Genomic DNA, 24750 nt, shown 5'->3' on the forward strand with positions numbered 1-24750 from the left:
TTCAATTACTATTTTAGGAGAATCATTATGTTTCGTTGGGCTATTATTTTCGCCGTAATCGCATTGTTAGCAAGTTTCTTAGGATTTGGTGGTGTTGCTGGATTGTCTGCAAACTTCGCCTATATCTTGTTAGCATTAGCAGTCATTCTATTCATCGTGGCATTTGTTAGCCGCCGTATGTAATAGGAAAAGTATACTCGTCCTATAAAGACATTAGCCAGTTAGAAAACTGGCTAGTAAAAAAGACCTCAGATACTATCTGAGGTCTTTTTTTATGGCTAAAATATAGCTATCTGCTAAGTGATACATAGTGAGCGCACAGCGTGATATTTATAGGCGTTTGGGCTGGACGATATGTTCCATGCGTTTTGCTAAACGAACATCATGGCTGGTGATGCCGCCAGTATCGCCAGTAGTCAGGCGAACTTCTACTACGTTATAGGTATTACTCCATTCAGGATGATGCTCTAAGGCCTCAGCATGAAAAGCAGCTTGATTCATAAAGCTCATAGCTTCAACAAAATCGCCAAAGTGGTAGGTTTTTACGATCGCATTACCTTCGCGCTGCCAGCCTGGTAATTCTTCTAACTGCAAATCGACTTGTTGATTAGATAAACTACTCATGGTGATATCCTTTATTATTATGGTGGATAGAAAAATCATTATTAACGATAAAATAGTGTGGCAACTACTGTAAGTTTTATTTGCCTTCACGAATGTAATAAACGCTTATAAAAAGTCATAGGACAAAAAACCCACCTGTCACTGACATTTTATTATATATTTGGTTAAAAAAATATAATAGAAGTATCAAGAAGATAGGAGGGCTATGACGTTATTATTGAGAGTATATAGCGCTAGTATAACGGTTAATAGAGCAAACTATCGTAGCTATTTATCGTTAAACATACTTATTCAATAGTTTGAACTATAGTAGATCCTTGTAGTCAGGATTTTTATCAATATACGAGGCAACAAACGAGCACTGCGGTACTACTTTCTTATTGTTTTCACGAGCATAGTCCAATGCATGTTTTACCAATGCCGAGCCAACCCCTCGACCACCTAACTCCTGTGGGACGATAGTATGATCATATACCAGCTTATCCTCACGCTCTTTGTAACTGATATAACCTGTCTGCCCATCGATCGAAGTCTCAAAGCGTCTCGCTGCCTCATTATGGACGATATTCATATCTGATTTTGTACCGACGTTACTCATAAAAACTCCCTATTTTCAAATATTATAATTATTTCTACTCTTGTTATTGTGCAGATTTCTAGTTTACATCTCTAGGCTGTTAGCGTAAGAGTAGATAGGGCAAATGTTAATATTTTTAACAGGCTTCTATTCTAAAAGCTCTTTTCAAGCTTAAAGACTATGCCAGTCTCGTTAATAAAAAATCAGGCATAAAACATAGCTTGGCGCACAACCTGAGGGAGAAACCTTCTAAAACCACGTAATGTCTCAGTAGCGTTGTTAGAGGCATGGTTATTACTGCTTTTGTTGGTAATGCTTCTATCATTATTTGATATCGATTGTGTATAAGTATGCCATTCATCGCTATTTGGTTTACTAAAATGGCGAATGCGTCCAATTACTTGTTGAAATTGATGACTAAAGTGCCCAGTATTATAGGTTAAATTGTATTTATCGCAGATGGCTTGTACGTTTGGTGCAATCTTCGCATAGTGCCTAGCAGGCATATCGGGAAAGATATGATGCTCAATTTGATGCGATAAATTACCGGTCAAAATATGAAACCATTTATTACCTTGAATGTTGCTAGAGCCGAGAATTTGACGCACGTACCAATCACCTTTGCTCTCATTGGCATCAAGATGGGTATACATATGAGCCTGCTCGGTAAAGTGACCACAGAATATCACTGCCCATGTCCATAGATTACGAGCGATATTGGCAGTGATATTACCGCTTAGAGTCGTCAAAGCACTACCACGACCTAATGTCAGACCTACCACCGTAGGAAAAGCAATGTAATCTTTACCAACTTGTCGGGCGATTTTGCCAAATAGTGCACGAGCTTTTGGCTGCATTATGTCTGTCAGTTTTGGTACGTCTGCGTACTCGTCGACACTGATTTGAATATCATGGAAGGCGACGGCCCATTCAAAGCCTAATGCCAATATCATCGTCTTAAATAAGTTATAGCGATCGCTTGGCGTCCAAGGCTGCTCATCAGTAACGCGAATCAAGTGGTAGCCGACATCATGGTCGCGACCGACAATATTGGTAAAAGTATGATGCAAGTAGTTATGCGAATGCTGCCATAGGGGCGCAGGGCAAACGATATCCCAATCGAACTTTTGGCTGTTAAGGTGAGGGTGCTGCATCCAATCATACTGACCATGCATGACATTATGGCCAAGCTCCATGTTGTTTAAAATTTTACTAAAACTCAATAAGGATGTGCCAAGTAGCCAAACGCTAAGTTTGCTAAGTTTTGATGATAATTGTCCTGCGAATGCCAGTAATGCCCGTGAAATTACCTCGCTATATACCACCGTCCCATAAACACGCTGAATATAGCGCGCATCATCGCTGCCTAGTGAGCCCATCACGCTTTGATACAGTGTATTCAATTCATTAGCGAGCGCTTCGGTTTGCACTTTTGCTAGTGGCGCAGCCGTTAACGTCGGATATCGCGTGGTTTTGAATGGTGCATCGACTAGCGAAGTTATAGTAGAGACGGCAGATTTAGCTTTAAATATAGGAGGTAACAAGCGCATAGATAGTCCTTATCCGAAGGTGCATCAATAAATCGTAAGCACAACGTTCGGTTTAATCATCGGTGTCAGTTTTAATAAACATTACAAATAAATGTTTATGCAAGGCTGTCTTATCCTTGATAATATTTTTTAAATATCCAATATGACATCAGTCATTGGTACATTAATGCAGGTTTGAATAGACTCATAGCCATCATTACTTATCTTACCGGTTTGAATGTTTTTGACCCTACCGCTGATCTTATTACAGCGACACAGCTGACAGATACCTTGTCTGCAGCCGTGGCTCATTCGAATACCAGCGCTTTCAGCACCTAATAGTAATGTCGTACTACTGTTATATTGTCGTTGCCGTCCACGTAAATAAATGGTTTTTTCTTCGCTAGTAACGGCTTCTTCGTCTGCTTTATCTATAGTAGAAAACATATAATCTAAGCTTTCTATGGCACTAAAGCTCTCTATCGTAATGTTGTCACACAGCTGCTTGTTATCTGGCAAATTAATCTCATCGCAAGCGCGGTACAAACCCGCTAACAACGCCGGCGAACCACAGGCAAATATCTGTGTATCCATCAGTGGTAATTTTAATGCTATTAAAGTTTCTACGCTCAAATGTCGCGAGCCGGCAAGATAAGTATTGGGGTCTTCCGTATTAATAAGATGATAAATGAACGTTGGATATTTAGTAGCTAACTGCTGCCATTGATCTTGCAATGGGTATTTATAGAAGGTTGTACGATTGTAATGTAGCAGCGTTACTAGATGTCCATTTTGCAGCGCCTGCGTAATCAAACCTAGCATTGGCGTAATACCACTGCCGCTAGCGATAAACAATAGTGGCAGTGGTGTAGAGGTAAGGGATAAGGGTTCGCTTATTTGACTTGCTTGCTGTGCTAACACTGTATGAGCTAGAGTAAATTCGCCACTGGGTAAACTGCTATTAAATATAGCACCCAGTGCTGCACGTTTACTTAGATAATCTGATACTAGACCTTGCGGCTTAACAGCAATAGTTATCGTAGAGACAATAGTTTGCAGTTGTGACTTTTCATCAAGGCGATCTCTATCAAAGCCGTTTTTATTAAGGCTATCTTGATTTCGATTAGAATTTTTATCGCTGTCCTCATGCCACCATAATGGCTGCTGCGCTAGACCAACCAATGAATAGTGGCGTTGATGATAAACACCATCAATCAGTATGCTTAAATCAATATGCTGTCCGCCATGCCAACCATTGTGTGAGCTATTACCTGAACTAAAAGCTTGCTGCTTAAAGGCGCGGTTAGGCTCAAATTGTAGCGCTATCAAGTCATCACTGAGTGTACGGCGTGCTATAAGACGCAATTTAGGCACAGTTAATGACCAAAAGGGGTGCAGCCGCGTACTGATGAAATCAATAAACACACGTTGGATCAGTTCAGGGCGATAGCCAGTCGTCATGGAGTACCTTTTCTATCAAGCCGTTTTTACAAAGCTATTTTATTAAGATTAGCTAATATAATATCGTCTATTGATTAATTTTGCGAAATGTTTAATGCTGTTTTTTGTGGTTTTTATAAAACAGCCATGAATCAGAAAGATACACCAGTAAGCTGAATGATAATTTTAATAGAAGCTTTTATATAAAATGCGCTCAGCTTTGTGTCAAAAGGTATGAAACAAGCGGTAAAACAGCCAGTTAGCTTGCAGGGGTTGCGCCACAATGCGATAATGACAGTCAATGAATACCCCTGATTTTGAGGTGCAGCTTACTTGGTAGTATTGCTAAGTCTGTTTGTTTGCCTCTTTTATGCAGTCTATCGGAGTGTTAATGGCTCAATATATTTACACGATGAACAACGTGTCAAAACTTGTTCCACCTAAGCGTGAAATTTTAAAGAACATCAATCTATCTTTTTTCCCTGGCGCCAAAATTGGTGTTTTGGGTATCAATGGCTCAGGTAAATCAACCTTGCTACGCATCATGGCGGGCGTGGATACTGAATTTAGTGGTGAAGCTCGTGCGCAAACGGGTACCAAAATCGGTTATTTGCCGCAGGAACCGCAGCTCGATGACAGTAAAGACGTCCGAGGTAACGTCGAAGACGGTATGCGTGAGGCGTTAGATGCGCTTGCTCGTCTTGATGCCATTTATGCTGAATATGCTGAACCTGATGCTGACTTTGACAAGCTTGCTGAAGAGCAAGGTAAGATGGAAGACATCATCCAAGCATGGGATGCGCATAACTTAAATACCCAGCTTGAAAAAGCGGCTGATGCACTTCGTCTGCCACCATGGGATGCGGATGTCAGTAAACTATCTGGTGGTGAAAAACGCCGTGTGGCACTATGTCGTTTGCTCTTATCACGCCCTGATATGTTATTACTTGACGAACCAACCAACCATTTGGACGCTGAGTCCGTGGCATGGTTAGAGCAGTTCCTGCAGAACTATAGCGGTACTATCGTTGCCATTACCCATGACCGTTATTTCTTGGATAATGTCGCTCAGTGGATTTTGGAGCTTGACCGCGGTCATGGCTATCCGTATGAAGGCAACTATACTGAGTGGCTTGAGCAAAAGAACACTCGTCTAGAGCAGCAGAATAAGCAAGAAGAATCGTTTGCTAAAGCGTTGAAAAAAGAGCTGGATTGGATTCGTAAAAACCAAAAAGGTCAACAAGCTAAGTCTAAATCTCGTGTACAGCGTTTTGAAGAATTGAACTCACAAGAGTTCCAGAAGCGTAATGAGACCTCTGAGATTTATATTCCACCGGGTCCTCGTTTGGGTAATAAAGTCATCGAAGTCAACGATATCTCCAAGTCATTTGGTGACCGTTTACTTTATGAAAACCTTAGCTTTAACGTCCCAGCTGGTGCCATTGTTGGTATTATTGGTCCAAATGGTGCGGGTAAAACCACACTATTTAACATGATTACCGAACGCGATACGCCAGATACAGGCTCAGTCGATTTAGGTGAAAGTGTCAAAGTTGCTTATGTTGGTCAGGTACGCGACAATTTAGATGACAGCAAAACAGTTTGGGAAGAAATCTCTGACGGGCTTGATATTATTACCGTTGGTGACTATACGACCCCAAGCCGCGCTTATATTGGTCGCTTTAACTTTAAAGGTTCAGATCAGCAAAAGCACGTCGGTCAATTGTCTGGTGGTGAGCGTAACCGCTTGCAGTTAGCTAAGACCTTGAAGCAAGGCGCAAACGTATTGCTCCTTGATGAACCATCAAACGATTTGGACATTGAAACATTACGTGCGCTAGAAGATGCGATTCAGGTCTTCCCAGGTACTGTCATGGTCGTGTCGCATGATCGATGGTTCCTTGACCGTATCGCGACTCATATCTTGGCGTTTGAAGATGAAGGTCCAGTTTGGTTCGATGGTAACTATTCTGAGTTTGAAACGTATCGTAAAAAGACGATGGGTGATGATGCCAATCCTAAGCGTATGAAGTATAAAAAGATTTCAACTTAAGATAGTTGCTTAGAAATTTCAAATGTAAAGTAATAAAAAAAGACCTCTAATTATTAGAGGTCTTTTTTATGCATCATCATTTTTTTGTGTTATTAAGTGATTTAAAAGTTAACGCTTACGCCCAAATTTACGTTGCTTTTTATTGCTGATCTCAGTAATAGCATGAGCAATCTCTTCTTCATTGAGACTGGCAACTTGATGCAAGATTTGCATCATTTCGGGTCTCAGCACATATTTTGCATGATGAGCAATATCATTGATACGTTGATCAAAGGTTAAGATGCCAGTTTCTGCATCTTTTTGCAGATAATCCAAACGAGTCAATGCACCAAGGAAACTGGTGAATAATGCGCGATCAAAGAAGTCAGGAATATCATCAGCATATAACACTGATAAACGTTGACCAAGCAGATGACATAAATCAACTACTTCGTTTTCGGTTAAGTTGCCTGAGCCTTGTTGAGCGAGTAGAGCCAAGGTCATAAAGTAGCGTTCAAGACTTTGCTCAACAGGTGTAGCAAGCACTTGCAGCTGTTGGTAGCATCTGCTATTAGCTTCAGGGACGCTGAGCATGCCATCGCCCAATTCTACAATCAAACCATGAGCAATCAGACTGTCAACTTTTTTGTTCAGGGTATCCGCCAAACCATGTGCAGGATAATATAAGAATAGCTCGCTTTGCAGAAATGGATAGAGCTGCATGGCGATATTGTCTAGACGGCTACGTTCGATACGACCATTACGGGCAACTAAAGCCGCTAAGAAAGACAGGAGAATAAAGACATGAAGAATATTATTGCGGAAATAACTCAACAGTGCTGCTTGTTTACCTGCAATCTGGATAATATCGCCCAAGATATGAGGGATACGTTCAATAAGCTTAAGCTTAATACCGTAATCAATAATTTGGTGCGGTGACATGTCGGTAACGACCGTATCACTTGAATACGGCAGCTGTTGAGCCAAGCCTTGATAAAGGGCAATTTGCTCGCGGCAAATATCTTCATCGAGCGCCGATTTTGGTGCAGATAGTAACACCAGTGACAGCAAGGATACCGGAGTAACCACTGCTGCTTTATTGATATGCTGCATGACTTTGACACCGATATTATCAACCATGGCGCTGGCTTTATCATCGAGCGGCGTATCGGTGCGATCAGCAGGTAAGCTGTTTTCTGGTACATCAAATTTGGCCATAAAATCGGTTAGATGTAGCGGTGTACCAAAACTTAAGTGCACATTGCCAAAAATACGTTCAATCTTGCGACCGACTTTGAGGAGTCCAAGTAATGATTCAGACTCTTTTGGCTTACCTTTTAGCTCACCGATATAGGTGCCACCTTCCATGATGCGCTCATAACCGATATAAGTCGGAATAAAGACCACTGGCTTGTTACTCTGACGCAATTGGCTGTGCACTGTCATTGCTAGCATACCCATTTTCGGTGGTAGCAAACGTCCTGAGCGTGAGCGCCCGCCTTCGATAAAGTATTCAATCGGCGTATTACGAGTAATAAGCGTGTGCATATACTCGCGTAAAACTGCGGTATAAAGTGCATTTCCACGGAAGCTACGACGTATATAAAAAGCCACTGCACCGCGTAATATTGGACCTAAAACTGGCACATCTAAGTTGTCACCCGCCGCGACATAAGGAATACTCAAGCCACGTTTATAAATGACATAAGACAGTAGTAGGTAGTCAACATGGCTACGATGACAAGGTACATATACCAGCTCATAATCTGCTGCCAGTTCACGTACACGCTCGAAGTGATGGACTTCTACACCATCATACAGTTGCGTCCATAACCACGTTAAAAATTTATAAAAACCGCGGATGATGGCATGTGAGTAATCATTGACCATCTCATTAGCGTAGCTCTTTGCGAGTAGTCGCGCTTCTCGAGGGCTAGTACCTGTTGCCGCCGCTTCTGCCTCTATTGCATGTTTAATGGCAGGCGAATAAACCAGCTTATCTACTAAGTTACGTCTGTCTGACAAGTCAGGACCGAGCATACTGGCGCGTTGTTTGTCTAAATAAATATTAAGCTGCTGCTGCAATGAGCGTACAAGCTCACGATTGCCATCAGCCGCAGCTACCACAGTATAATTTGGCGCTACACCGATTGTATTTTCAGTGGCGCTATCTGTAGCATCACTGGCATTCGTATCAAGAGTAGCAGATTCAAAGATAGCGGAATTTAAGTCAGTAGGCTCATCATCATCGTCTTTAAGGCTGTCATTAATAAGGGTACGCAAATCTTGCGGTGGATGGAACTGTATAAAAGTATCGCGTCCCATCACACCGATATTAAATAACTGCTTGGTAATGCTAGGATCTTGCCAGTTATCAGCCGTTAGCAGTTTAAATAAAGAATCCTCTTTTTCAGGCGCGCGTCCCCAGAGGATAGATACTGGGACCAAGCGCACTTTTAATTCTGGATACTGCAAAACAGCAGAGACCAGACGTGATAGGCGCGGTGATAGTTGGTTTTCTTTAGCATGGGGGTGATGTAAAAATATAATGGCAGCATTTTCTTTGATATTATGAGCACTGTCATTTACCCCAACCAATGCTGGCGGTAATTTATGTTCTTGCGTTTGCAGGTCAATCAAAATACTGTTGGAGCGCGAATAATCTTGCAGCACATAAAATCTTAACGTCTGATCATCCTGATCAAACTCAGGTAACTCACCCAAAAGCTTTGGTTTTACCGCCACATCTAGCATCTGTCCCGAGATTTTACGGTACAATTGATTAATGGGTGCATTAGTATAAGGCGTGGGTACAACAGGGCTGCCATCAATTTTTGGCGTGTCTGACGGTTCAGTGGCTGGCGTATTGCCGCTGACCACTGGTGCTTTAAAAATCCGTTTTTTTAAGAACTTCGGTATCATAATCGGTATCAAAATTAGTCAAATATATTGCCCTTATAATGCCATAAAAGCCATCAAAGCGATATATAGTGTCTGTAGATACTACCAATATTAATAAGCTCCGGTTACTGTGCAATAAGATACGCGCCGCATAAGCTATTCAATGATTTGAAAAGTAAAGTATTTAGGGTAAAAATAGTTTTGAACAAGATATACTATCTTGTATTTCTGCTTACTCATTAACGTCACTTAATTCAGTGAGAATATTATGACGCCAGCTATCAATCTCGCCAAACAACGTGGTCTTGATTATCGATTATATGAATATACTCATGACAGTAACGCTGCCTCTTTCGGGTTAGAAGCGGCCGAAAAGCTGAATGTTGACGTGACACAGGTTTTTAAAACCTTGGTCGTATTGACCGATACAGATGTGCTCGCTGTTGCTATCTTGCCAGTGGATAAAACCTTAAACTTTAAAAAAATGGCTAAGGCGCTATCTGTTAATAAAATGCTGGCCTGCAAAAAAGTCCAAATGGCAGATCCCAAACAGGTCGAGCGTAGTACCGGCTACGTATTAGGCGGTGTCAGTCCATTGGGACAAAAAAAACGATTGCCAACTGTTATAGATGAGTCAGCGCAAACACATTCGACTATCTACATCAGTGGTGGTCGCCGTGGTCTAGAGATTGAACTGCCGCCAGCACAATTAGCGACGACACTTACGGCTCGCTTTGCCTCTATTACCGATGATTGAAAACAGCTGATTGTCAGATACATTAGCTTTGCGAAGCTATTCACTTTTCGTTTTTTACCCGTATTGTATAAGGATATAATCATGCCGCATTTAACCATTCAAGTGACACCCAATGTCAGTATTGCTCACGAAGAATCATTCCTCAAAGCGTTGAATAAAATCTTGTGGGACAGTGGACACTTTGGTAAAGCAACAGATATTAAAGCACGCATCATTCCTGTCGAAACGTTTTTAGTGGGCGTTGAAGATGATGAGCAAGTTAATGGCTTTATTTATGCACATCTAAAAATCATGAGCGGTCGTGATATAAGTATCCGTAATCAGCTTGCTGAGCAATTGATGACTACTATAGAGCAAACTCTGAGCGCTGAGCAATCAGGACGCGCATCGTTACAAGTATGCGTAGAGGTTGAAGAGATTAGCGCGGTGTATCATAAGAAAATGTTAAATGCGTAACTGAATTTATTAGTTACTTGCTAATACAGTATAAAAAAAGCGCCTAGTTATTCAACTAAGCGCTTTTTTATTTATAACAGTCTTAGGCTAGCTTTTAATCAATCTTAGTCTAAAAATGCAAAGCTATCGATATCCATTGCTGTCATGCTGCTGCTTGGTGCAACCATGCCTTCGGCGTGACCTGAAGTACGTGGTAACAGCTTATCAAAATAGAATTCTGCCGTTTGGATTTTGGCTTTGTAGAACTCTGGTGATTCTGTACCGCCATTTTCAAGCTTGTCATAAGCAACCGCTGCCATACGTGCCCAGTGGTAGCCCATCATCACATAACCTGAGTACATTAAGAAATCATCAGATGCTGCTGAGATGATTTCACGGTCTTTACGTGCCATCAGCATCAAGCGTACAGTCAGGGTATTCCACTCAGCACACAGCTTGGTCAATGCCCAAACAAACTTACGCATGTCTTTATCTAAGGCATACTCGCCACACCACTTCATGATGCTTGAGGTATAGTCGCGGATGATTTTACCTTTAGACTGCAAGATAACTTTACGACCTAATAGATCCAATGCTTGGATACCGGTCGTACCTTCGTACATGGTTGCGATACGAGCATCACGAGCGATCAGCTCCATGCCCCATTCTTTGATATAGCCGTGACCGCCATATACTTGCTGACCGTGTTTGGCTGCTTCAATACCAAGCTCAGTTAAGAAGCCTTTTAGGATTGGCGTATAGAAGCCAAGTTTATCATCCCATTTTTCAAACTCTTCATCATCGCCATTGATGATGCCTTGAACCATTTTATCTGCATAGCGTGCTGAATGATAAATCATCGAGCGACCGCCTTCAGCAAAGGCTTTTTGGGTAAGTAACATACGACGTACGTCAGCATGATGAATGATTGCATCAGCAACTTTTTCAGGATCTTTTATACCTGATAAAGTGCGCATTGAGCGACGATCTTTGGCATATGGTAGGGCGTTTTGGAATGACAATTCAGTGTGCGCCAGACCTTGGATACCAGTACCGATACGGGCAGTGTTCATAAAGGTGAACATGGCTTTTAGACCTTTGTTCGGCTCACCAATCAAGTAACCAACCGCATCATCAAAGTTTAGGACACAAGTGGCTGATGAGCTGATGCCCATTTTATGTTCAATAGAACCACAAGTCACGCCATTACGCTCGCCAATTTCGCCTTCAGTATTTGGCAAAAATTTCGGTACGATAAACAATGAAATACCGCGCGTGCCTTCTGGCGCATCCGGTAGGCGTGCTAAAACGATATGGATAATGTTTTCAGTTAAGTCATGCTCACCACTTGAGATGAAAATCTTAGTACCGCTAAGTTTATAGCTGCCGTCGTCTTGTGGAATAGCTTTTGACTTTACTTGACCCAAGTCTGTACCACATTGTGGCTCAGTTAGACACATAGTGCCTGCCCAAGAGCCTTCGACCAATTTATGTAGATACGTCTCTTTTTGCTCATCCGTACCATACTGCATAATGGTATTGATACAGCCGGTTGATAAACCAGGATACATTGCCCAAGGCCAGTTCGCCGTACCGATCATTTCAGCTTTGATAAGGTTCAATGAGGTCGGTAAGTTCATACCGCCATATTCTTCAGGGTAAGAAATACCTTGCCAGCCACCATCAACAAACTGCTGATATGCTTCTTTAAAGCCTTTAGGCGTAGTCACCACACCATTCTCAAAATGACAACCCTCTTCATCCGCTGGCTGATATAAAGGTGCCAAAACGTTTTCGGCAAAATCTGCCATCCCTTGAAGAATCATATCAACGGTTTCAGGATCTGCGTTTTCGCCATTATCCAAATCTTTATAATGCGTTTGGTAGTCAAATACATCATTAATTAAAAACTTGATATCACGTAAAGGTGCTTTGTAAGTTAACATAGTCGTTCTCTTTAGTTGTTCGCTATCATAGACGGTTGACTTAGTTTTTAAGCCAGAGTTTATGGAAACGATTTTAATTATTTGGAATAAAAACAGAGAATATCTTGAGTCAATGGGTGGATATGTTAAGGCTAGCTTGTCTATTTTGGAAACTGTTAAGTTATCCTTGATAAAAAACAGTCGTTACGCATTGATGCAGTATAAATCTTATATAGCGACAAATATATAACTAATAACTAATATTCATAGTTTATTAGTATAATTAAAACATTAAGTTATTATTGTGTCAATGAGCTTTTTAACCTCATATTTTGCTAAGCCATTATCTATTATAAGAATAACCGTATGATCAAGGCGAACGGTAAGCCCATTATTCTAATGCATTTACGATATAAGGAAGGCCTTGTATGAGCGCACCAAAGTCCAAGGCAAAGCGGGTGTCTTGGCTGACACTATTATTGACTCGCCTGAAGTTTTTGATAGATGGTGAGCTTGCTCATTTGCTCACCGTCAATCAAAGCAAGAGACCATGGCATATGCCCATTATCGCTGCCATTACCATCAGTTTCCCCGTATTTGTGGGCGCTTACTTTGAGGCTTTGCCATCAGGTATCAAAGCGTCTTTGGGGGCAATGGTCATCTTGAATTTACCTTTAATAGGCAAGCTGCCTTATCGTTTAGTGACTTTAATGGCATGGGGCTTTGCCATGTCGTTATGCTTTGCATTCGGCTTGGCAGCACAGCAAGTGCCTATTCTTAGGCTGCCAGTGTTTATGCTGATAGCCTTTGGTGTGGTTATGTTTGGACGTTATTATCGCCAGCCGCCGCCAGCTGGCTTGTTTGTGATGATGGCTGGGGCGCTAGCATTATTTATACCACTGCCATTAGAGAAAATCATGTCAGCCACTGGGCTTGTGATGCTGGGCAGTGGCTTTGCCTTAATCATGGGGTTGCTGTATTCACTATTTTTATTAGCGACGCGTCCTGCTACGCCGACACCAACTTATAGCTATGAGCCTGATACCATCAGTGAAAGCATTATTGTCGCGGGTTTTGTCAGTTTAGCGCTCTTGATTCCCTTAATGCTAAATATGTCTAATCCGTACTGGGCAGCGGTTAGCTGTTTTCTGATCATTCAGGGTATCCACTTACGGACGATGTGGATTAAGCAACTACATCGTTTACTAGGGACATTGGTAGGCGCGGGTCTGGCGAGTTGGATGCTATCTTGGGGGCTGTCGATATGGGGTATCGCTATTTCAATATTGGTTATGATGCTTTGTATTGAATCCTTGGTAGATCGTCATTATGGACTAGCCGTTGTATTTATCACACCACTGACGATATTCATTGCAGAATATGGCAGTGGGTTGCCGCTTACGTCAGCGGTTTATCAAGAGGTCACGCACACACGCTTGTTGGATACACTACTTGGCTGTATGGTTGGTCTTGGTGGCGGGGTTGTCATGCATTCAACGAATTTGCGTGTACCGCTGCGCCGTATAGAAAAATGGCTGCTGACACGATTTGGCTAGGGCGTGTCCTCATTTCAAAAATGGTGATAAAAATGAGATAAATTGCAGTCAAACAAGGAAAATAGCGCAGATAATATCGGGATATTAACCAGCTATTTAACGATGTTTGGCAAAATTTAGCCATTTTTAGCCCGTTTAGATATGATCAATTGAATTGAGGACACGCCCTAGTATAAAAACGTAGATCGTTTTTATCATTTAGATAGGTGGTAGCTGCACTCGTGCACCGTTTATTATGTTGATACGTTTTCTAATGCGGCAGTCGTTTGCGCAACATCAATAGCGCGTCCTGTCCAACGCTCAAAACTTAACGCCGCTTGCCCGATCAGCATGCCGTAACCATCTGATGTCTGAGCACCACGGATAGAAAAATGTTGTAAAAATGGCAGCTCACGTCCATACATCATATCGTAAGCATATTGGCAGTTTAGCGTATCGGCTAATGGCAAGGCTTCACCTGATAGTCCGATGGATGTGGCATTGACAATGATATCAAAGTCGCCACTTAAGTCAGCCGTCGCATAGGTCTGAATACTATGTTGATTTATCTTTTCGCTTGCGGTGCTAAGTTCATCGACTAAAATTTCTGCCTTACTCACTGTACGATTGGCGATGGTCAGCGTTTCAATACCAGCCTCTATCAGTGGCAATACCACGCCGCGCGCTGCACCGCCTGCGCCAATGATTGCCACGCGTGCACCATTCAATGGCCAGCCTAAACGCTGCATATGATTGACCAATCCTTGACCATCAGTATTGTCACCAAATAACGCCTCTACTGGTGATACACCTTTTGCCAATAGTGCTTTATCTAACAATAAAGTATTGACCGCGCCAGCCACTTTGGCATGTTCAGATAAGCCGCCTCGTGCTGCACAGCATTCATATGCGACTTGTTTAAAAGGCACAGTTACATTAGCACCCACGCCGCCACCGTGAAAAAACGCTTCTACCACTGCCGTAAAACTTGCCGCATCATCTGGACAATATTGTCGTTGATAACAGATATCAAGCCCTGCTTGCGTACCAAATAACGTATGGATTTCAGGAGACTTGCTGTGGGCAATCGGATTACCAATAACAATAAAGTGCTGGGTCATAAAGGCTCCACTGGCGGTACAGTGCATAAGTAAGGGTGATAGAGTAAGGGTATCAAAGCGTACTTATCATAAGGGATAACGCGCCGTTTGACAAACCTGAAGCTATGGATATAACTAGCTGAGTCGGGATGAATTTTTATGACGTTAGCATCTTAACAAATCTGTACTCTCTGCGAGTGTTATCCGTAAGGTAAAGGGTGGTCAAGCGCTAAGCAGTTGGGTAAACTAGAGAGCATGAAAAAGTAACCATATTATTTTTCCCTGTGCTTTTTAATGTGATTTATAGAATATTTAAATAGAAAAAGCGTATGTATAGAATTCAGTGATAGCAAGATTTCAATAACAGACACTATTCATTATCAGCGGCATACCTAGCTGCTTGTTAATACCATTTTCAGAACTATCTTAAAGTGTGAGTAAGTTGCCCATGTGGAATAACACCCTACAGACCCTTATGGTCAGTACGATAATGGCAGTTGGCGTGTCGTTAAGCGCCTGTGATAACAATAAAAGCAGCAAAGTATCAACAGAGGAGGTAAGTGCTGATAAGCAGACCGTCTCCGATACACCAAAACCAAAAGACCCTGCGCCAAATGCTGATTTAGATGGTGCTACTGCTCAAGAGGGCACCCCAGTCAAATATGATGTCGCGTCATGGGGTCCTAAGAAAGTCGAGCCGCTTCGTGTCGATCAACTAGACGATATCAAATCAACACTTGGTAAAGTGGTCAGCACCGATGAAAATAGCTTGGATTATGCCAGTAATCCTGCGTCCAAATACCGCTTTATGAATACCGAAGCACCTTATTTAGATCTTATCGATTCTGAAAAATATCTCGAGCTTGGCTGGTATTTTGCCAATCCTACCGACTCGGATAAAGAAAAAGAGCTGAGTCAAGGTCATGCCAAAAAATCCTATCAACTTGCCCGTCAATTAATGGGTGATGAGGGCGGTAAGCTGGTGGCTGATATGCTAAACGGTCAAATTATCAAAAATAAAGTCATCGGTGGGCAAAAAGTAGAGCTGGCAAAATGTGAGTTCTATAGCTGTATGCTGGTCATCAATAAGTCTGCTAGCCAAAAAAATCAGTAAGCCATGCAGCCATCAAATAGCTGGGTCTGTTTAACGGCATTAGACAAGCAGACCACAGCCAGTACCGCCTCATTAGACAATCGCGGATTGGCATACGCCGATGGTTTTTTTACCACCATGGGCGTTATCAATGGGCAGATACTGTGGGCGGAGTATCATCATCAGCGTCTCATCTCTCATGCGACTGCCTTGCAGCTTGATTTAGATAGTCATGCGATACTAACGATACTAAAAACGTATGCTACGCAGCTACAACAAGGCATGCTTAAGCTTGTCATTACACGCGCCGCGCAAGACATCCGCGGTTATGGCTATGTGCCAAGTGAGTGTGGTAGCAAGTGTGAGGTTTGGTTAAAATCCTCTGTGATGACAGTGAGCACTGCTGAGCAATGGTCATTGAATGATAAAGGCTTTATACCTGTACAACCTGTGAGTACGGCTATTTGTTTATCTTCGCAACTCGCTTGTCTGCCGCCGTCTCTTGCTGGACTAAAAAGTCTTAATCGTCTTGATAATGTGCTGGCGAGTGCGGAATTGCAGGGTATCAAGGCTAATGTATTCACATCTAATGGTGAGAGAGATATCAGTGAGGGTTTGCTACGTGATATGAGTGGACGCTGGGTTGAGGGTACGATGAGCAATGTGTTTTATCAATTATCCGATTCACGATTGGTAGAGTCGCCGTCATCAGAGCTGATCAATCTCCCTAATGCTAATAAAGGCAATGCTAATAAAACTCATGCGAATGACTTAATGCAAGGGCAATGGTACACGCCATCAATGGCACAGTCGGGTGTCGCTGGGGTGATGCGGCAAGTAATCATTGATGAGTTATCTACGACGAAATATCCAGTTGTTGTACGGTCATTACAAGATAAGGATTTGCCACATTTAAGCCAGCTGTTCTTTTGCAATGCGCTGCGCGGTATCATGCCAATGAGCAGTTTGACGTTATTGTCGGGTGAGGTGGTGGGTTTTTAATCTGTTTCATCCTATTCAAAAATATTAAATTTAGTATCAATAAAGTCGTCAGGATACAAAACAACTTCCTCGTTTCGATACATATGTTGCGCTTTTAATAGCGCTTCTTGCTCGTTTTCTGCGCCAACTTCTACGATATTACTCAACGTTTCAACAATCTCTATCTAAAAAACTCTCTTTAATTTCTTATCTATTTTCATCATTACTATTCCCGATATACGCTTATCAAAATTTCTTTAGTATTTATATCCGCTATAGTCAAAATACTCTAAAAACGCTACGGTGCTGCGAGTATAAATTTTTTGCAGCCTCTGTCTGCGTAGGCACAGCAAGCAAGAAAAATTGATACCCGCAGTACATAATGTGTCGATATTACTTTTCACTGACTATAGGTTAGCAAAGGTGCTTAAAAAGAAGTGATCGTCTTTTGTTACGTAGACTTGTGCGATAAGGAAAATCGATCAATGATAGTGTTTTGATAAGGAGAGAAATCAATGGACTACGTCTACGAAGATGAACGTATACCTTTACAAATCCGTCGACTGTTAATTTTTGATGAGATTTGCAAATTAGCAAAAAAACAACCTGATGAAATTATTCACTTATCAAGATTCACGGAATTATCGCTCGGTGTTATGTATTTGAAAGACTTTAAAAAGTTTATTGCGTTTGGCGGTGTGTTTGAGTACGCAGAAACAAGAGAGGAAGTTATCGAGCAACGTATTAGAGTTTTTCCTAACGACGAACCAGTCACGCGTGCACTAACAGTCAATTTGAAACAGTTTACTCAGCCCGCGCGCACAGCTATCCAGCTGGTTTGGTATTGGAATAACTATGTTAAAAATAGAATGCACGCTTACGTCGATTATCGTGAAGAAGTGTTTTTTCGGATTAATGATGAAATTGACTCAGACTACCCACCGCATAAGTTTCATGACCGTCTCGTTGCAACGGCACGTTTACCTTTATGGGACGATAGAGAGGAATTAATTGCAGATGTATACCGTGATAATAAAGGGCAACCGAGACCTGAACGCTTTAATGAGAAACGCTTAATATAATTTAAAATACGTAGAAATTGATCGTACCTTATTAAATATTATTGAACAGGAGATAACAAATGCGCACTGCCTATGAAGAAAAACGTATCCCACTACAAATCCGCCGATTAATGCTATTTAGTGAAATATGTCGTAAAGCAAAAAAATATCCTGATGAAGTCGTTCACTTAGCTGGTTATTCAAAGATAGCATTCAATATTGTTTACTCTAAGAAAGATAAAAAATATACAGCATTTGGTGGGGTATTTAAGTATGCACATATACGCCAAGAAGTCATAGAGCAAGGCGTAGACAAGCTACCTCATGATGAACCTGTGATGTGTGCGCTTACCGTAAAAAGACAAGCTTTTACCAAGGCTTCTCGTACGCCATTAGGACTATTAATAGGCTGGAATAAACAGGTAAAAAACAAATCCTCTAAATGTATTAAAGACAATATGGACACTTTTTTTAAAGTAAATGATGAGTTGGAAATGGATTATCCTCCGCACAAATTCTATGAACGATTGGTAGCAAGCGCTTATTTGCCACTTTGGGATGATAATCAAACTTAGTATACTTTTCGATAATGACCACGCTGAACAAACTCAATAATGCCTCTATCGCGTAGTACTTGTAATTGCTGACGGATTTTATCTTTAATGTGGTTGTTTTCAGGATATTTGAGTTTTAATAAGTCAGCAAATGCATAAACCTGATTGAGAGAGAAATTAGCCTCTAGCTTATCAATACATTGCAGTACATCTAGTGTCCAGCCGCGTGAGGCGATAGATTGTGTACGTAAAAACAAGGTTTTTTGAAATTGCTCAGTGACATTATCTCGTGGTATGACTTGCTGGTCTTTGACTAAAAATACTTTTCCTGATTCGGGCACTTTACGCAAGTCAATATTACAGCCAACCCAGCCCGCACGTTTGGCAGTGACTGATAATGGCTTACGTTTTATGATCATATCGGGTTTAAAAAAATGCTTGGGAATGATTAAGAAGTTGTTGACGCTCAATGCTTGAGAATAGGTCAAAAAGAAAAAGCTGGGATTATTGTCACTGTTGATACGTTCAATCATGGTGTCATAAGCGCCATCATTAATAATGTTACTTAATTTTGCCTTCTTACTTTTTAGTTCGTATTCTTCTTTACAGTTTGCACAATAAAAATCAGCGACAGGTTTGCCGTTCGTAAATGCAGCCAATGGTTCGGCATTACAATTAGGACAATAACTTTGGTTGGCGACCCAATCTTCACTTAATATTCTAATGATTTGACTGGGAGATTTATAGTCTGCAGCGAGATTTTGATTAAAATTAAGGTTCATAGCCCGTTTTCTTATTAAAGGAAAGATTTGAAGTGATAAATAAGCGATATGAGTATTAAGCCATATAAATGAGCTTAAACGCTAAGTTAATGGATAAGCTAAGCAAATACCATTGAAAAGCGCACGGTTCAGTGCTAAATTCTAGCAAACTTCTGCCTCGCGAGTTGCCATGAGCACGCCCACACCTGAAACGCCTCCTGAACGTCCTAATGATACGCTATCGAATGACCAAAAAGGCACTGTTGATGAACGTGTCGACGGGGCACCTTTGAATTCAAAACCAGTCGATGAGACAGGTGTAGAGGAAGTTCCGCCTACAGATGTCTCGCTCATAAGTGGTAATAATAAACCACGTCATTATAAAGCCGACAATCCTTCATTCTTTATGCAGCGTGGTTATCAAGTGTTGTTGGTACTCGGGTTAATTGCGGCATTTTTCTTAGTCATGGTTTATCAGACCTTATTTGGTCGGATTGAACAGCCGCAGCAAATGGTGACGATTGAAAAGGGTCAGACCTATTACGGGTTGCTACCGCAGTGGCAACAGGAAATTCCGCTATTTTCTGCCACGATTGCCAAGCTTTATATGAAAACGCAAGTCGATGGTCCATTGCACGCAGGTATTTACCAATTACCGGAAAACCCTACCATTGCTGAAGCGCTACACGTGCTTGGGCAAGGGGTAAAAGCGGCGATGGTTAAAGTACAAATTATCGAGGGCAAAACCTCAAAAGATTTGTATCAGGCGCTACGTGATAACAAAGGCATCAAAAAAGAAGTGCTAACCGCTGACAGTACGAATGCTAGCATCGCAGAAGCGTTAGATTTGGTTGGCATATTGCCGGATGCAGTTGCCAATAGTAATGATCCTATCGTCAATCACAATCTTGAGGGCTGGTTTGCCCCTGATACTTATTATTATGGGGAAGGCACTACCGACAAGAAGGTATTGACCGACTTGTACAAACGCCAACAGCAAGCGCTGACCAAGGCATGGGAAAACCGTGCGCCAAATCTCCCTTATCAGACCCCTTATGAGGCACTGGTAATGGCATCTATTATCGAAAAAGAAACCAGTGTGGCAGCAGAGCGTCCTTTGGTCTCAGCCGTCTTTAATAATCGCTTGAACAAAAGCATGCGTATGCAGACGGATCCCACCATTATCTATGGTATGGGCAGCCGCTATGAAGGCAATATTCGCCGTAAAGACATCGATGAAAAAACAGGCTATAACACCTATCAAATCGATGGTTTGCCGCCGACACCCATTGCACTGCCGTCAGCGGCTTCTATCGAAGCAACCTTACATCCTGCCGATAGCGCAGCGCTATATTTTGTGGCGACAGGCAACGGTGGGCATAAATTTACCAATAGCCTAGCTGAGCACAATCAAGCAGTTAAAGAGTATCTCGGTGTCATGCGTGAGAAGAAAGCTCAAACGCCGCCGCAGTAACACTATTTTATGTTGCTATTTATATTGCTTTAAAAAACCATCATTTATTGAGCATTATCGTTATAAAATAAAAGTAATGATAACGCTCAATAATGACATAAGGTCATATCATGTCAGCATCCATACAAGCGCCGTTTTCTCAAACCACCACTACGCCCACTCAAGGGCGTTTTATTAGTTTTGAGGGCACTGAAGGCGTTGGTAAAACCACGGCGATTGAGCAACTATGTGCACGTCTGCAAGCGCGCGGCATTGATTATCTGCGCACCCGCGAGCCGGGTGGTAGTCCGTTTGCTGAACGCTTGCGCGAGATATTGTTAGACCCGAATACCGCTATCAATGATGATACAGAGTTGCTACTCATGTTTGCTGCGCGCTGTGATCATATGCAGCAAGTCATTTTGCCAGCGCTGCAACGTGGTACATGGGTAATATGTGACCGCTTTACCGACTCGACGGTTGCTTATCAAGGCTTTGGACGTGCAGATGGCGATGCGATTGTCCGTGCCAAAATTGACATGCTTATCGAGCAGTTTGTGGTGCAATTACCCGAGCTTACACTGTGGCTAGATCTACCAGTATTAGAAGGCATGGCACGTGCTAATAAACGCAGTGCCGCTGACCGCTTTGAGCAGCAAGCGACGGAATTTTTTACCAGAGTACATCAAGGTTTTAGCGTCCTTGCTAGCGAGCAGCCTGAACGTATCCAGCGTATTAATGCCTCAGGCAGCACGAATGAGGTCAGCGCACGAATATGGCAGACGATCGAAGAGAAGTTGGATATTTAATACACATTTTCATAAAGAAATAAGCTTGTTCCAATAAAAAGCCCCAACTAACTAGTTGGGGCTTTGTTCATTGATAGGCATTTAATAAACACTATTTAAGCGTTGTTTATTTAGGTTTTATCTATATGACCATTATCTCAATCATTTTTACCTATATTTTTACTTAATATAACTTCAGCAGTATTACTCTTGGCTGCTTTATCTTGGCCTGAGTCCGGTAAACGGTTGGGGTCTAGAGAGCCGTTTTTATTTTTCGGCGCACTGCCATTACCGTTACCACTGTTTTTACTACTGCTGGCTGTTTTAGGTATTACTGGCATATTGGGATTCGCAGGCAATACTTCGGGATTGACCTGACTAGTACTGGCAGATTCAGATGTTGCTATTTTTTCGTTAGCTCCTTCATCATTTAATGCTGTTGGCATGGTTGAAGATGGATTAGACGCTAAGCTAGCATCAGCTGACACATCGTTAGGTAGATTTTGTTCAGCGTCTTTGTCGTTATCTATCAAAGATGCTTCCTCTACCTCACTATCATCGTCCGCCAGCTCTATTTCTTGGCGTTTTTCAGGCGCTTTAGAGTCGGACTCAAAGCTTGCGTCAGCTACAGCGCGTGCTTGCTCTTGCTTTGGTGTCACATCGACCGGTTTTGGCTGTACGTCATCATCGACGACCAATGAAACAAGCTTGCGATCACGCGGCACCGTACCATCGAATTTGTCAGTAATTACATGTAGCTTGCCTTCTTTATCGACCGTATAAAGCGGTACAAATTGCTTATTATCGGCTTTATATTGCTCAAAGCTATAGCTGTCGGTGATATTGGTGATTTTGATACGAGCTTTCTTGGACAGCATACTGGCAAGCTTGGTATAGGTCACATCTTTGCCAAATAGCCACTGCGAATGGAAGTTTCCTTGCTTGTCATCGCGCTCACTTTTGACTTTTTCATCGCTAAACTTTAAGCGGTACAGTTTGCGCTCACCGAACTCATGACGATAGTGAATCTCGGATAAAGTGTTCAGCTCTTTATCCATACTCATGGCAAATAAACGTCCGATACCGATGAGATCCAAATGATGGTCAGCGTGGTCAGAGACAGGATTGCCAAAGTAAGTACGCAAGCCACTCATGCGCGCGCTAGCGATGTTGGTATAGTTATTATGAGCAACGATGACATCAAAGCCCTGATCCTTTAGCGAGGTAGCGACTAACAAGGCGACAGGGTTTGAGCCAACGACCAAGATACCGTTGGTTTCAGGCTCACGAACACCCAAAAAGTTCCCTACCATTTTTGCGCCCAAACCCTGAATCATCACCGTACCAATAATGACCAAAAATACCAAAGGCACTAGTAGCTCAACCCCTTGAATATCATACTCTTGTAAACGAATGGCAAAGAGTGATGAGATGGCAGCAGCAACGATACCGCGCGGACCAATCCAGCTGATCATCAGTTTTTCTTTGGTCTTTAGGTTAGAGCCGATAGATGATACCCAAACCGATAAGGGGCGGGCGACAAACATTACAATCGCTAGTAGCACGAGACCTGCAAAGCCGACGCTCAATAAGCTTTCCAGCTCAACACGCGCTGCAAGAATAATAAATAAGACCGACACCAATAAGATGGTAAGCGATTCATTAAACTCTAAAATCGTATCACGCGGGAATTTTGGCCAATTAGCCAGCGCAACCCCAAGTACAGTCACCGTCAATAAACCGGATTCATGTTCCAGATGGTTGGAGATTGAAAACAACACCAGTACAAAAGCAAGGGTAAAAACATTGCGTAAAAATTCAGGAATCATATGGCGACGCATCAAAAATGCTAATGCCCACGCGCCAGCTAGCCCCATTGCCACTGCCAATACCACAATCTTAGCAAACAGCAAAATACTACTGGCTTCACCACCTGAGATAATATATTCATAGACCAATACCACCGCAATCGCGCCGATAGGGTCGATAATGATACCTTCCCATTTTAAGATATTAGAGATGGTTTTATTGGGTCGTACACTGCGCAGTAACGGCATAATGACCGTTGGACCAGTCACGCAGACCAATGCCCCAAACAATAAGGCAATAATAGGGTCGATATCAAAGAGCAAGTACGTCGACAGCGACACGATAGCGATAGTGATTAGCACACCGACGGAAACCAGCATCTGTACTACAGAGCCGTGTTGTTTAATCTCTTCAAACTCTAAGGTCAGCGATCCTTCAAATAAGATAATCGCTACGCCTAGTGAGATAAAGGGAAACATCAGTTCGCCGAGTACTAAGTCAGGATCGAAAACCCCTAATACTGGACCAACTATAATACCAATCAGTAATAAAAACAAAATGGACGGTTGCTTTAAATACCAAGCCAACCATTGGGCGGCAATGCCAATCCCAACCACGCCGGATAACAATAGGGCGGTATCCATAAATTAATCCTTTTATAATAATATAGTCATGCTGTAGAGCGATTCGAGGCTATAGCATTTAGCATAGACGGTTTTTTAGTTCATGATTCATTCATATCATTATCAAAAATCGCTATCGACAGTTACCGCAAGAGTCACAGCATGAGTCATGTATACTATATAGTAGCAAACACAGAATAATAGCAAAGATGAATACGCTTCTAGATAAAGTCGCGGAGCTTTAGAATATAAGATCTAATAGCCAGAAGCGCAAAAGAGAGAAGATACGGTAAAATAATAGCCAATTTAAACAATGAAACATTAATAAGTTTCAGCGCTAACTTTTGTTTGTTTTAAATGTGTTTTACTGGTTATCATAACATGATTTTATTTTATATAACTGAGTGCTCACTGTCACCCAAAGTGTTAGAAGACTCTTAAAAAGACAGACAGCATAAGTCATTTTGGCGATGAACTAGCGACTGAGTGCTGCAACGATGTTGTTCACTGGCTATGGTTGATCAGTGGTTTTAATAGCTAGCATGATAGCTCGATGAAGTCCTTAAGTGACGTCGCAAGTCATAATCGTATTCAGATGATTCTGAGTTTGCAGTGTGTGGTTTAGCGTATAGTGTAATTAGCATATTCAAGTTAACTTACCGTATTGAGATAGATGCTCAATAGGTGACAAACTAAGCTGCAGTCAGTAAAAATACTCTATAAACTAAGATAAAAGTACTCTTTATTAATCATGAATTAAAATGCCAAGCCG

21 protein-coding genes are annotated in these 24750 nt (G+C 41.9%); 11 read left to right on the plus strand and 10 right to left on the minus strand.

Translation table 11 applies throughout. From position 1 onward, the window contains the following. Window positions 1-27 precede the first annotated feature (27 nt). Window positions 28-183, plus strand: coding sequence for a DUF1328 domain-containing protein (locus JMX89_RS00710; protein ID WP_011512513.1), 156 nt, complete (start codon window positions 28-30; stop codon window positions 181-183). A 147-nt stretch (window positions 184-330) separates the two neighbouring features. Here JMX89_RS00710 and JMX89_RS00715 read toward each other — a convergent pair whose 3' ends face one another. From JMX89_RS00715 to JMX89_RS00730, 4 genes are all read right to left on the minus strand, one after another. Continuing rightward, the gene (locus JMX89_RS00715; RefSeq protein ID WP_133103928.1) at window positions 331-624 is read right to left on the minus strand and encodes a 4a-hydroxytetrahydrobiopterin dehydratase; all 294 of its coding nucleotides are present in this window, start codon (window positions 622-624) and stop codon (window positions 331-333) included. A 304-nt stretch (window positions 625-928) separates the two neighbouring features. Next, window positions 929-1222, minus strand: coding sequence for a GNAT family N-acetyltransferase (locus tag JMX89_RS00720; protein ID WP_020442517.1), 294 nt, complete (start codon window positions 1220-1222; stop codon window positions 929-931). A gap of 182 nt (window positions 1223-1404) precedes the next feature. Beyond that, window positions 1405-2751 carry a fatty acid desaturase family protein gene (locus tag JMX89_RS00725; protein WP_201550464.1) on the minus strand — a complete coding sequence of 449 codons (1347 nt, stop codon included), beginning with the start codon at window positions 2749-2751 and terminating at the stop codon, window positions 1405-1407. A 129-nt stretch (window positions 2752-2880) separates the two neighbouring features. Beyond that, window positions 2881-4191, minus strand: a complete 1311-nt coding sequence (locus tag JMX89_RS00730) for a flavin reductase family protein (RefSeq protein ID WP_201550466.1) — start codon at window positions 4189-4191, stop codon at window positions 2881-2883. 370 nt (window positions 4192-4561) lie between these two features. On the opposite strand from JMX89_RS00730, the gene ettA reads away from it, so the two are divergent. Beyond that, window positions 4562-6223 carry an energy-dependent translational throttle protein EttA gene (ettA, locus tag JMX89_RS00735; RefSeq protein ID WP_011512518.1) on the plus strand — a complete coding sequence of 554 codons (1662 nt, stop codon included), beginning with the start codon at window positions 4562-4564 and terminating at the stop codon, window positions 6221-6223. Between the two features lie 108 nt (window positions 6224-6331). Here ettA and plsB read toward each other — a convergent pair whose 3' ends face one another. Then, a complete protein-coding gene (plsB, locus tag JMX89_RS00740) occupies window positions 6332-9124 on the minus strand; it encodes a glycerol-3-phosphate 1-O-acyltransferase PlsB (protein WP_201550468.1) in 2793 nt (930 codons plus the stop codon). A gap of 247 nt (window positions 9125-9371) precedes the next feature. On the opposite strand from plsB, the gene ybaK reads away from it, so the two are divergent. Continuing rightward, the gene (gene ybaK / locus JMX89_RS00745) at window positions 9372-9860 is read left to right on the plus strand and encodes a Cys-tRNA(Pro) deacylase (RefSeq protein WP_133103923.1); all 489 of its coding nucleotides are present in this window, start codon (window positions 9372-9374) and stop codon (window positions 9858-9860) included. An 81-nt stretch (window positions 9861-9941) separates the two neighbouring features. Continuing rightward, entirely contained in the window at window positions 9942-10316 is a 375-nt protein-coding gene (locus JMX89_RS00750) for a 5-carboxymethyl-2-hydroxymuconate Delta-isomerase (protein WP_020442523.1), read from the plus strand. Window positions 10317-10420: 104 nt separating this feature from the next. On the opposite strand, the gene JMX89_RS00755 is transcribed toward JMX89_RS00750, so the two are convergent. After that, window positions 10421-12241: an acyl-CoA dehydrogenase C-terminal domain-containing protein gene (locus tag JMX89_RS00755; protein ID WP_201550470.1), complete on the minus strand. Its 1821-nt coding sequence runs from the start codon at window positions 12239-12241 to the stop codon at window positions 10421-10423. Between the two features lie 407 nt (window positions 12242-12648). On the opposite strand from JMX89_RS00755, the gene JMX89_RS00760 reads away from it, so the two are divergent. After that, on the plus strand, window positions 12649-13776 hold the full coding sequence (locus tag JMX89_RS00760) for an FUSC family protein (RefSeq protein WP_201550472.1): 1128 nt from the start codon (window positions 12649-12651) through the stop codon (window positions 13774-13776). 233 nt (window positions 13777-14009) lie between these two features. On the opposite strand, the gene aroE is transcribed toward JMX89_RS00760, so the two are convergent. Next, complete coding sequence (gene aroE / locus JMX89_RS00765; protein ID WP_201550474.1) at window positions 14010-14876, minus strand: shikimate dehydrogenase; 867 nt, start codon at window positions 14874-14876, stop codon at window positions 14010-14012. Between the two features lie 427 nt (window positions 14877-15303). Between aroE and JMX89_RS00770 the strand changes: the two genes are divergently transcribed. Both JMX89_RS00770 and JMX89_RS00775 read left to right on the plus strand, forming a co-directional pair. Beyond that, entirely contained in the window at window positions 15304-15969 is a 666-nt protein-coding gene (locus JMX89_RS00770) for a hypothetical protein (protein WP_201530540.1), read from the plus strand. 3 nt (window positions 15970-15972) lie between these two features. Further along, window positions 15973-16950, plus strand: a complete 978-nt coding sequence (locus JMX89_RS00775; RefSeq protein WP_201550476.1) for an aminotransferase class IV — start codon at window positions 15973-15975, stop codon at window positions 16948-16950. Window positions 16951-16961: 11 nt separating this feature from the next. Here the strand turns inward: JMX89_RS00775 and JMX89_RS00780 are convergent, their stop codons facing one another. Continuing rightward, on the minus strand, window positions 16962-17114 hold the full coding sequence (locus tag JMX89_RS00780) for a DpnD/PcfM family protein (protein ID WP_320157813.1): 153 nt from the start codon (window positions 17112-17114) through the stop codon (window positions 16962-16964). A 330-nt stretch (window positions 17115-17444) separates the two neighbouring features. Between JMX89_RS00780 and JMX89_RS00785 the strand changes: the two genes are divergently transcribed. Beyond that, window positions 17445-18011, plus strand: coding sequence for a hypothetical protein (locus tag JMX89_RS00785; RefSeq protein ID WP_149408996.1), 567 nt, complete (start codon window positions 17445-17447; stop codon window positions 18009-18011). A 59-nt stretch (window positions 18012-18070) separates the two neighbouring features. Further along, complete coding sequence (locus JMX89_RS00790; RefSeq protein ID WP_149408995.1) at window positions 18071-18565, plus strand: hypothetical protein; 495 nt, start codon at window positions 18071-18073, stop codon at window positions 18563-18565. Here the strand turns inward: JMX89_RS00790 and JMX89_RS00795 are convergent. Continuing rightward, a complete protein-coding gene (locus tag JMX89_RS00795; protein WP_201550478.1) occupies window positions 18562-19326 on the minus strand; it encodes a DpnI domain-containing protein in 765 nt (254 codons plus the stop codon). The genes JMX89_RS00790 and JMX89_RS00795 overlap by 4 nt on opposite strands. A 169-nt stretch (window positions 19327-19495) precedes the next feature. Between JMX89_RS00795 and mltG the strand changes: the two genes are divergently transcribed. Together mltG and tmk are read left to right on the plus strand one after the other, a co-directional pair. Next, complete coding sequence (gene mltG / locus JMX89_RS00800; RefSeq protein WP_133103917.1) at window positions 19496-20779, plus strand: endolytic transglycosylase MltG; 1284 nt, start codon at window positions 19496-19498, stop codon at window positions 20777-20779. A 110-nt stretch (window positions 20780-20889) separates the two neighbouring features. Further along, window positions 20890-21567 (plus strand): dTMP kinase, encoded by a 678-nt coding sequence (tmk, locus tag JMX89_RS00805; protein ID WP_133103916.1) that lies wholly within the window; start codon window positions 20890-20892, stop codon window positions 21565-21567. Window positions 21568-21704: 137 nt separating this feature from the next. Here tmk and JMX89_RS00810 read toward each other — a convergent pair whose 3' ends face one another. Beyond that, window positions 21705-23999 carry a cation:proton antiporter gene (locus JMX89_RS00810; protein WP_201550480.1) on the minus strand — a complete coding sequence of 765 codons (2295 nt, stop codon included), beginning with the start codon at window positions 23997-23999 and terminating at the stop codon, window positions 21705-21707. Window positions 24000-24750: the final 751 nt, after the last annotated feature.

Origin of the sequence: Psychrobacter sp. DD43 (genome assembly GCF_904846555.1) — a bacterium.
Taxonomy (GTDB): domain Bacteria; phylum Pseudomonadota; class Gammaproteobacteria; order Pseudomonadales; family Moraxellaceae; genus Psychrobacter; species Psychrobacter cryohalolentis.

Excerpts from the sequence above, each read along its gene's own strand:
- JMX89_RS00710 (WP_011512513.1), top strand. The coding sequence starts at position 28 with ATGTTTCGTTGGGCTATTATTTTCGCCGTAATCGCATTGTTAGCAAGT.
- JMX89_RS00715 (WP_133103928.1), bottom strand. The coding sequence starts at position 624 with ATGAGTAGTTTATCTAATCAACAAGTCGATTTGCAGTTAGAAGAATTA.
- JMX89_RS00720 (WP_020442517.1), bottom strand. The coding sequence starts at position 1,222 with ATGAGTAACGTCGGTACAAAATCAGATATGAATATCGTCCATAATGAG.
- JMX89_RS00725 (WP_201550464.1), bottom strand. The coding sequence starts at position 2,751 with ATGCGCTTGTTACCTCCTATATTTAAAGCTAAATCTGCCGTCTCTACT.
- JMX89_RS00730 (WP_201550466.1), bottom strand. The coding sequence starts at position 4,191 with ATGACGACTGGCTATCGCCCTGAACTGATCCAACGTGTGTTTATTGAT.
- ettA (WP_011512518.1), top strand. The coding sequence starts at position 4,562 with ATGGCTCAATATATTTACACGATGAACAACGTGTCAAAACTTGTTCCA.
- plsB (WP_201550468.1), bottom strand. The coding sequence starts at position 9,124 with ATGATACCGAAGTTCTTAAAAAAACGGATTTTTAAAGCACCAGTGGTC.
- ybaK (WP_133103923.1), top strand. The coding sequence starts at position 9,372 with ATGACGCCAGCTATCAATCTCGCCAAACAACGTGGTCTTGATTATCGA.
- JMX89_RS00750 (WP_020442523.1), top strand. The coding sequence starts at position 9,942 with ATGCCGCATTTAACCATTCAAGTGACACCCAATGTCAGTATTGCTCAC.
- JMX89_RS00755 (WP_201550470.1), bottom strand. The coding sequence starts at position 12,241 with ATGTTAACTTACAAAGCACCTTTACGTGATATCAAGTTTTTAATTAAT.
- JMX89_RS00760 (WP_201550472.1), top strand. The coding sequence starts at position 12,649 with ATGAGCGCACCAAAGTCCAAGGCAAAGCGGGTGTCTTGGCTGACACTA.
- aroE (WP_201550474.1), bottom strand. The coding sequence starts at position 14,876 with ATGACCCAGCACTTTATTGTTATTGGTAATCCGATTGCCCACAGCAAG.
- JMX89_RS00770 (WP_201530540.1), top strand. The coding sequence starts at position 15,304 with ATGTGGAATAACACCCTACAGACCCTTATGGTCAGTACGATAATGGCA.
- JMX89_RS00775 (WP_201550476.1), top strand. The coding sequence starts at position 15,973 with ATGCAGCCATCAAATAGCTGGGTCTGTTTAACGGCATTAGACAAGCAG.
- JMX89_RS00785 (WP_149408996.1), top strand. The coding sequence starts at position 17,445 with ATGGACTACGTCTACGAAGATGAACGTATACCTTTACAAATCCGTCGA.
- JMX89_RS00790 (WP_149408995.1), top strand. The coding sequence starts at position 18,071 with ATGCGCACTGCCTATGAAGAAAAACGTATCCCACTACAAATCCGCCGA.
- JMX89_RS00795 (WP_201550478.1), bottom strand. The coding sequence starts at position 19,326 with ATGAACCTTAATTTTAATCAAAATCTCGCTGCAGACTATAAATCTCCC.
- mltG (WP_133103917.1), top strand. The coding sequence starts at position 19,496 with ATGAGCACGCCCACACCTGAAACGCCTCCTGAACGTCCTAATGATACG.
- tmk (WP_133103916.1), top strand. The coding sequence starts at position 20,890 with ATGTCAGCATCCATACAAGCGCCGTTTTCTCAAACCACCACTACGCCC.
- JMX89_RS00810 (WP_201550480.1), bottom strand. The coding sequence starts at position 23,999 with ATGGATACCGCCCTATTGTTATCCGGCGTGGTTGGGATTGGCATTGCC.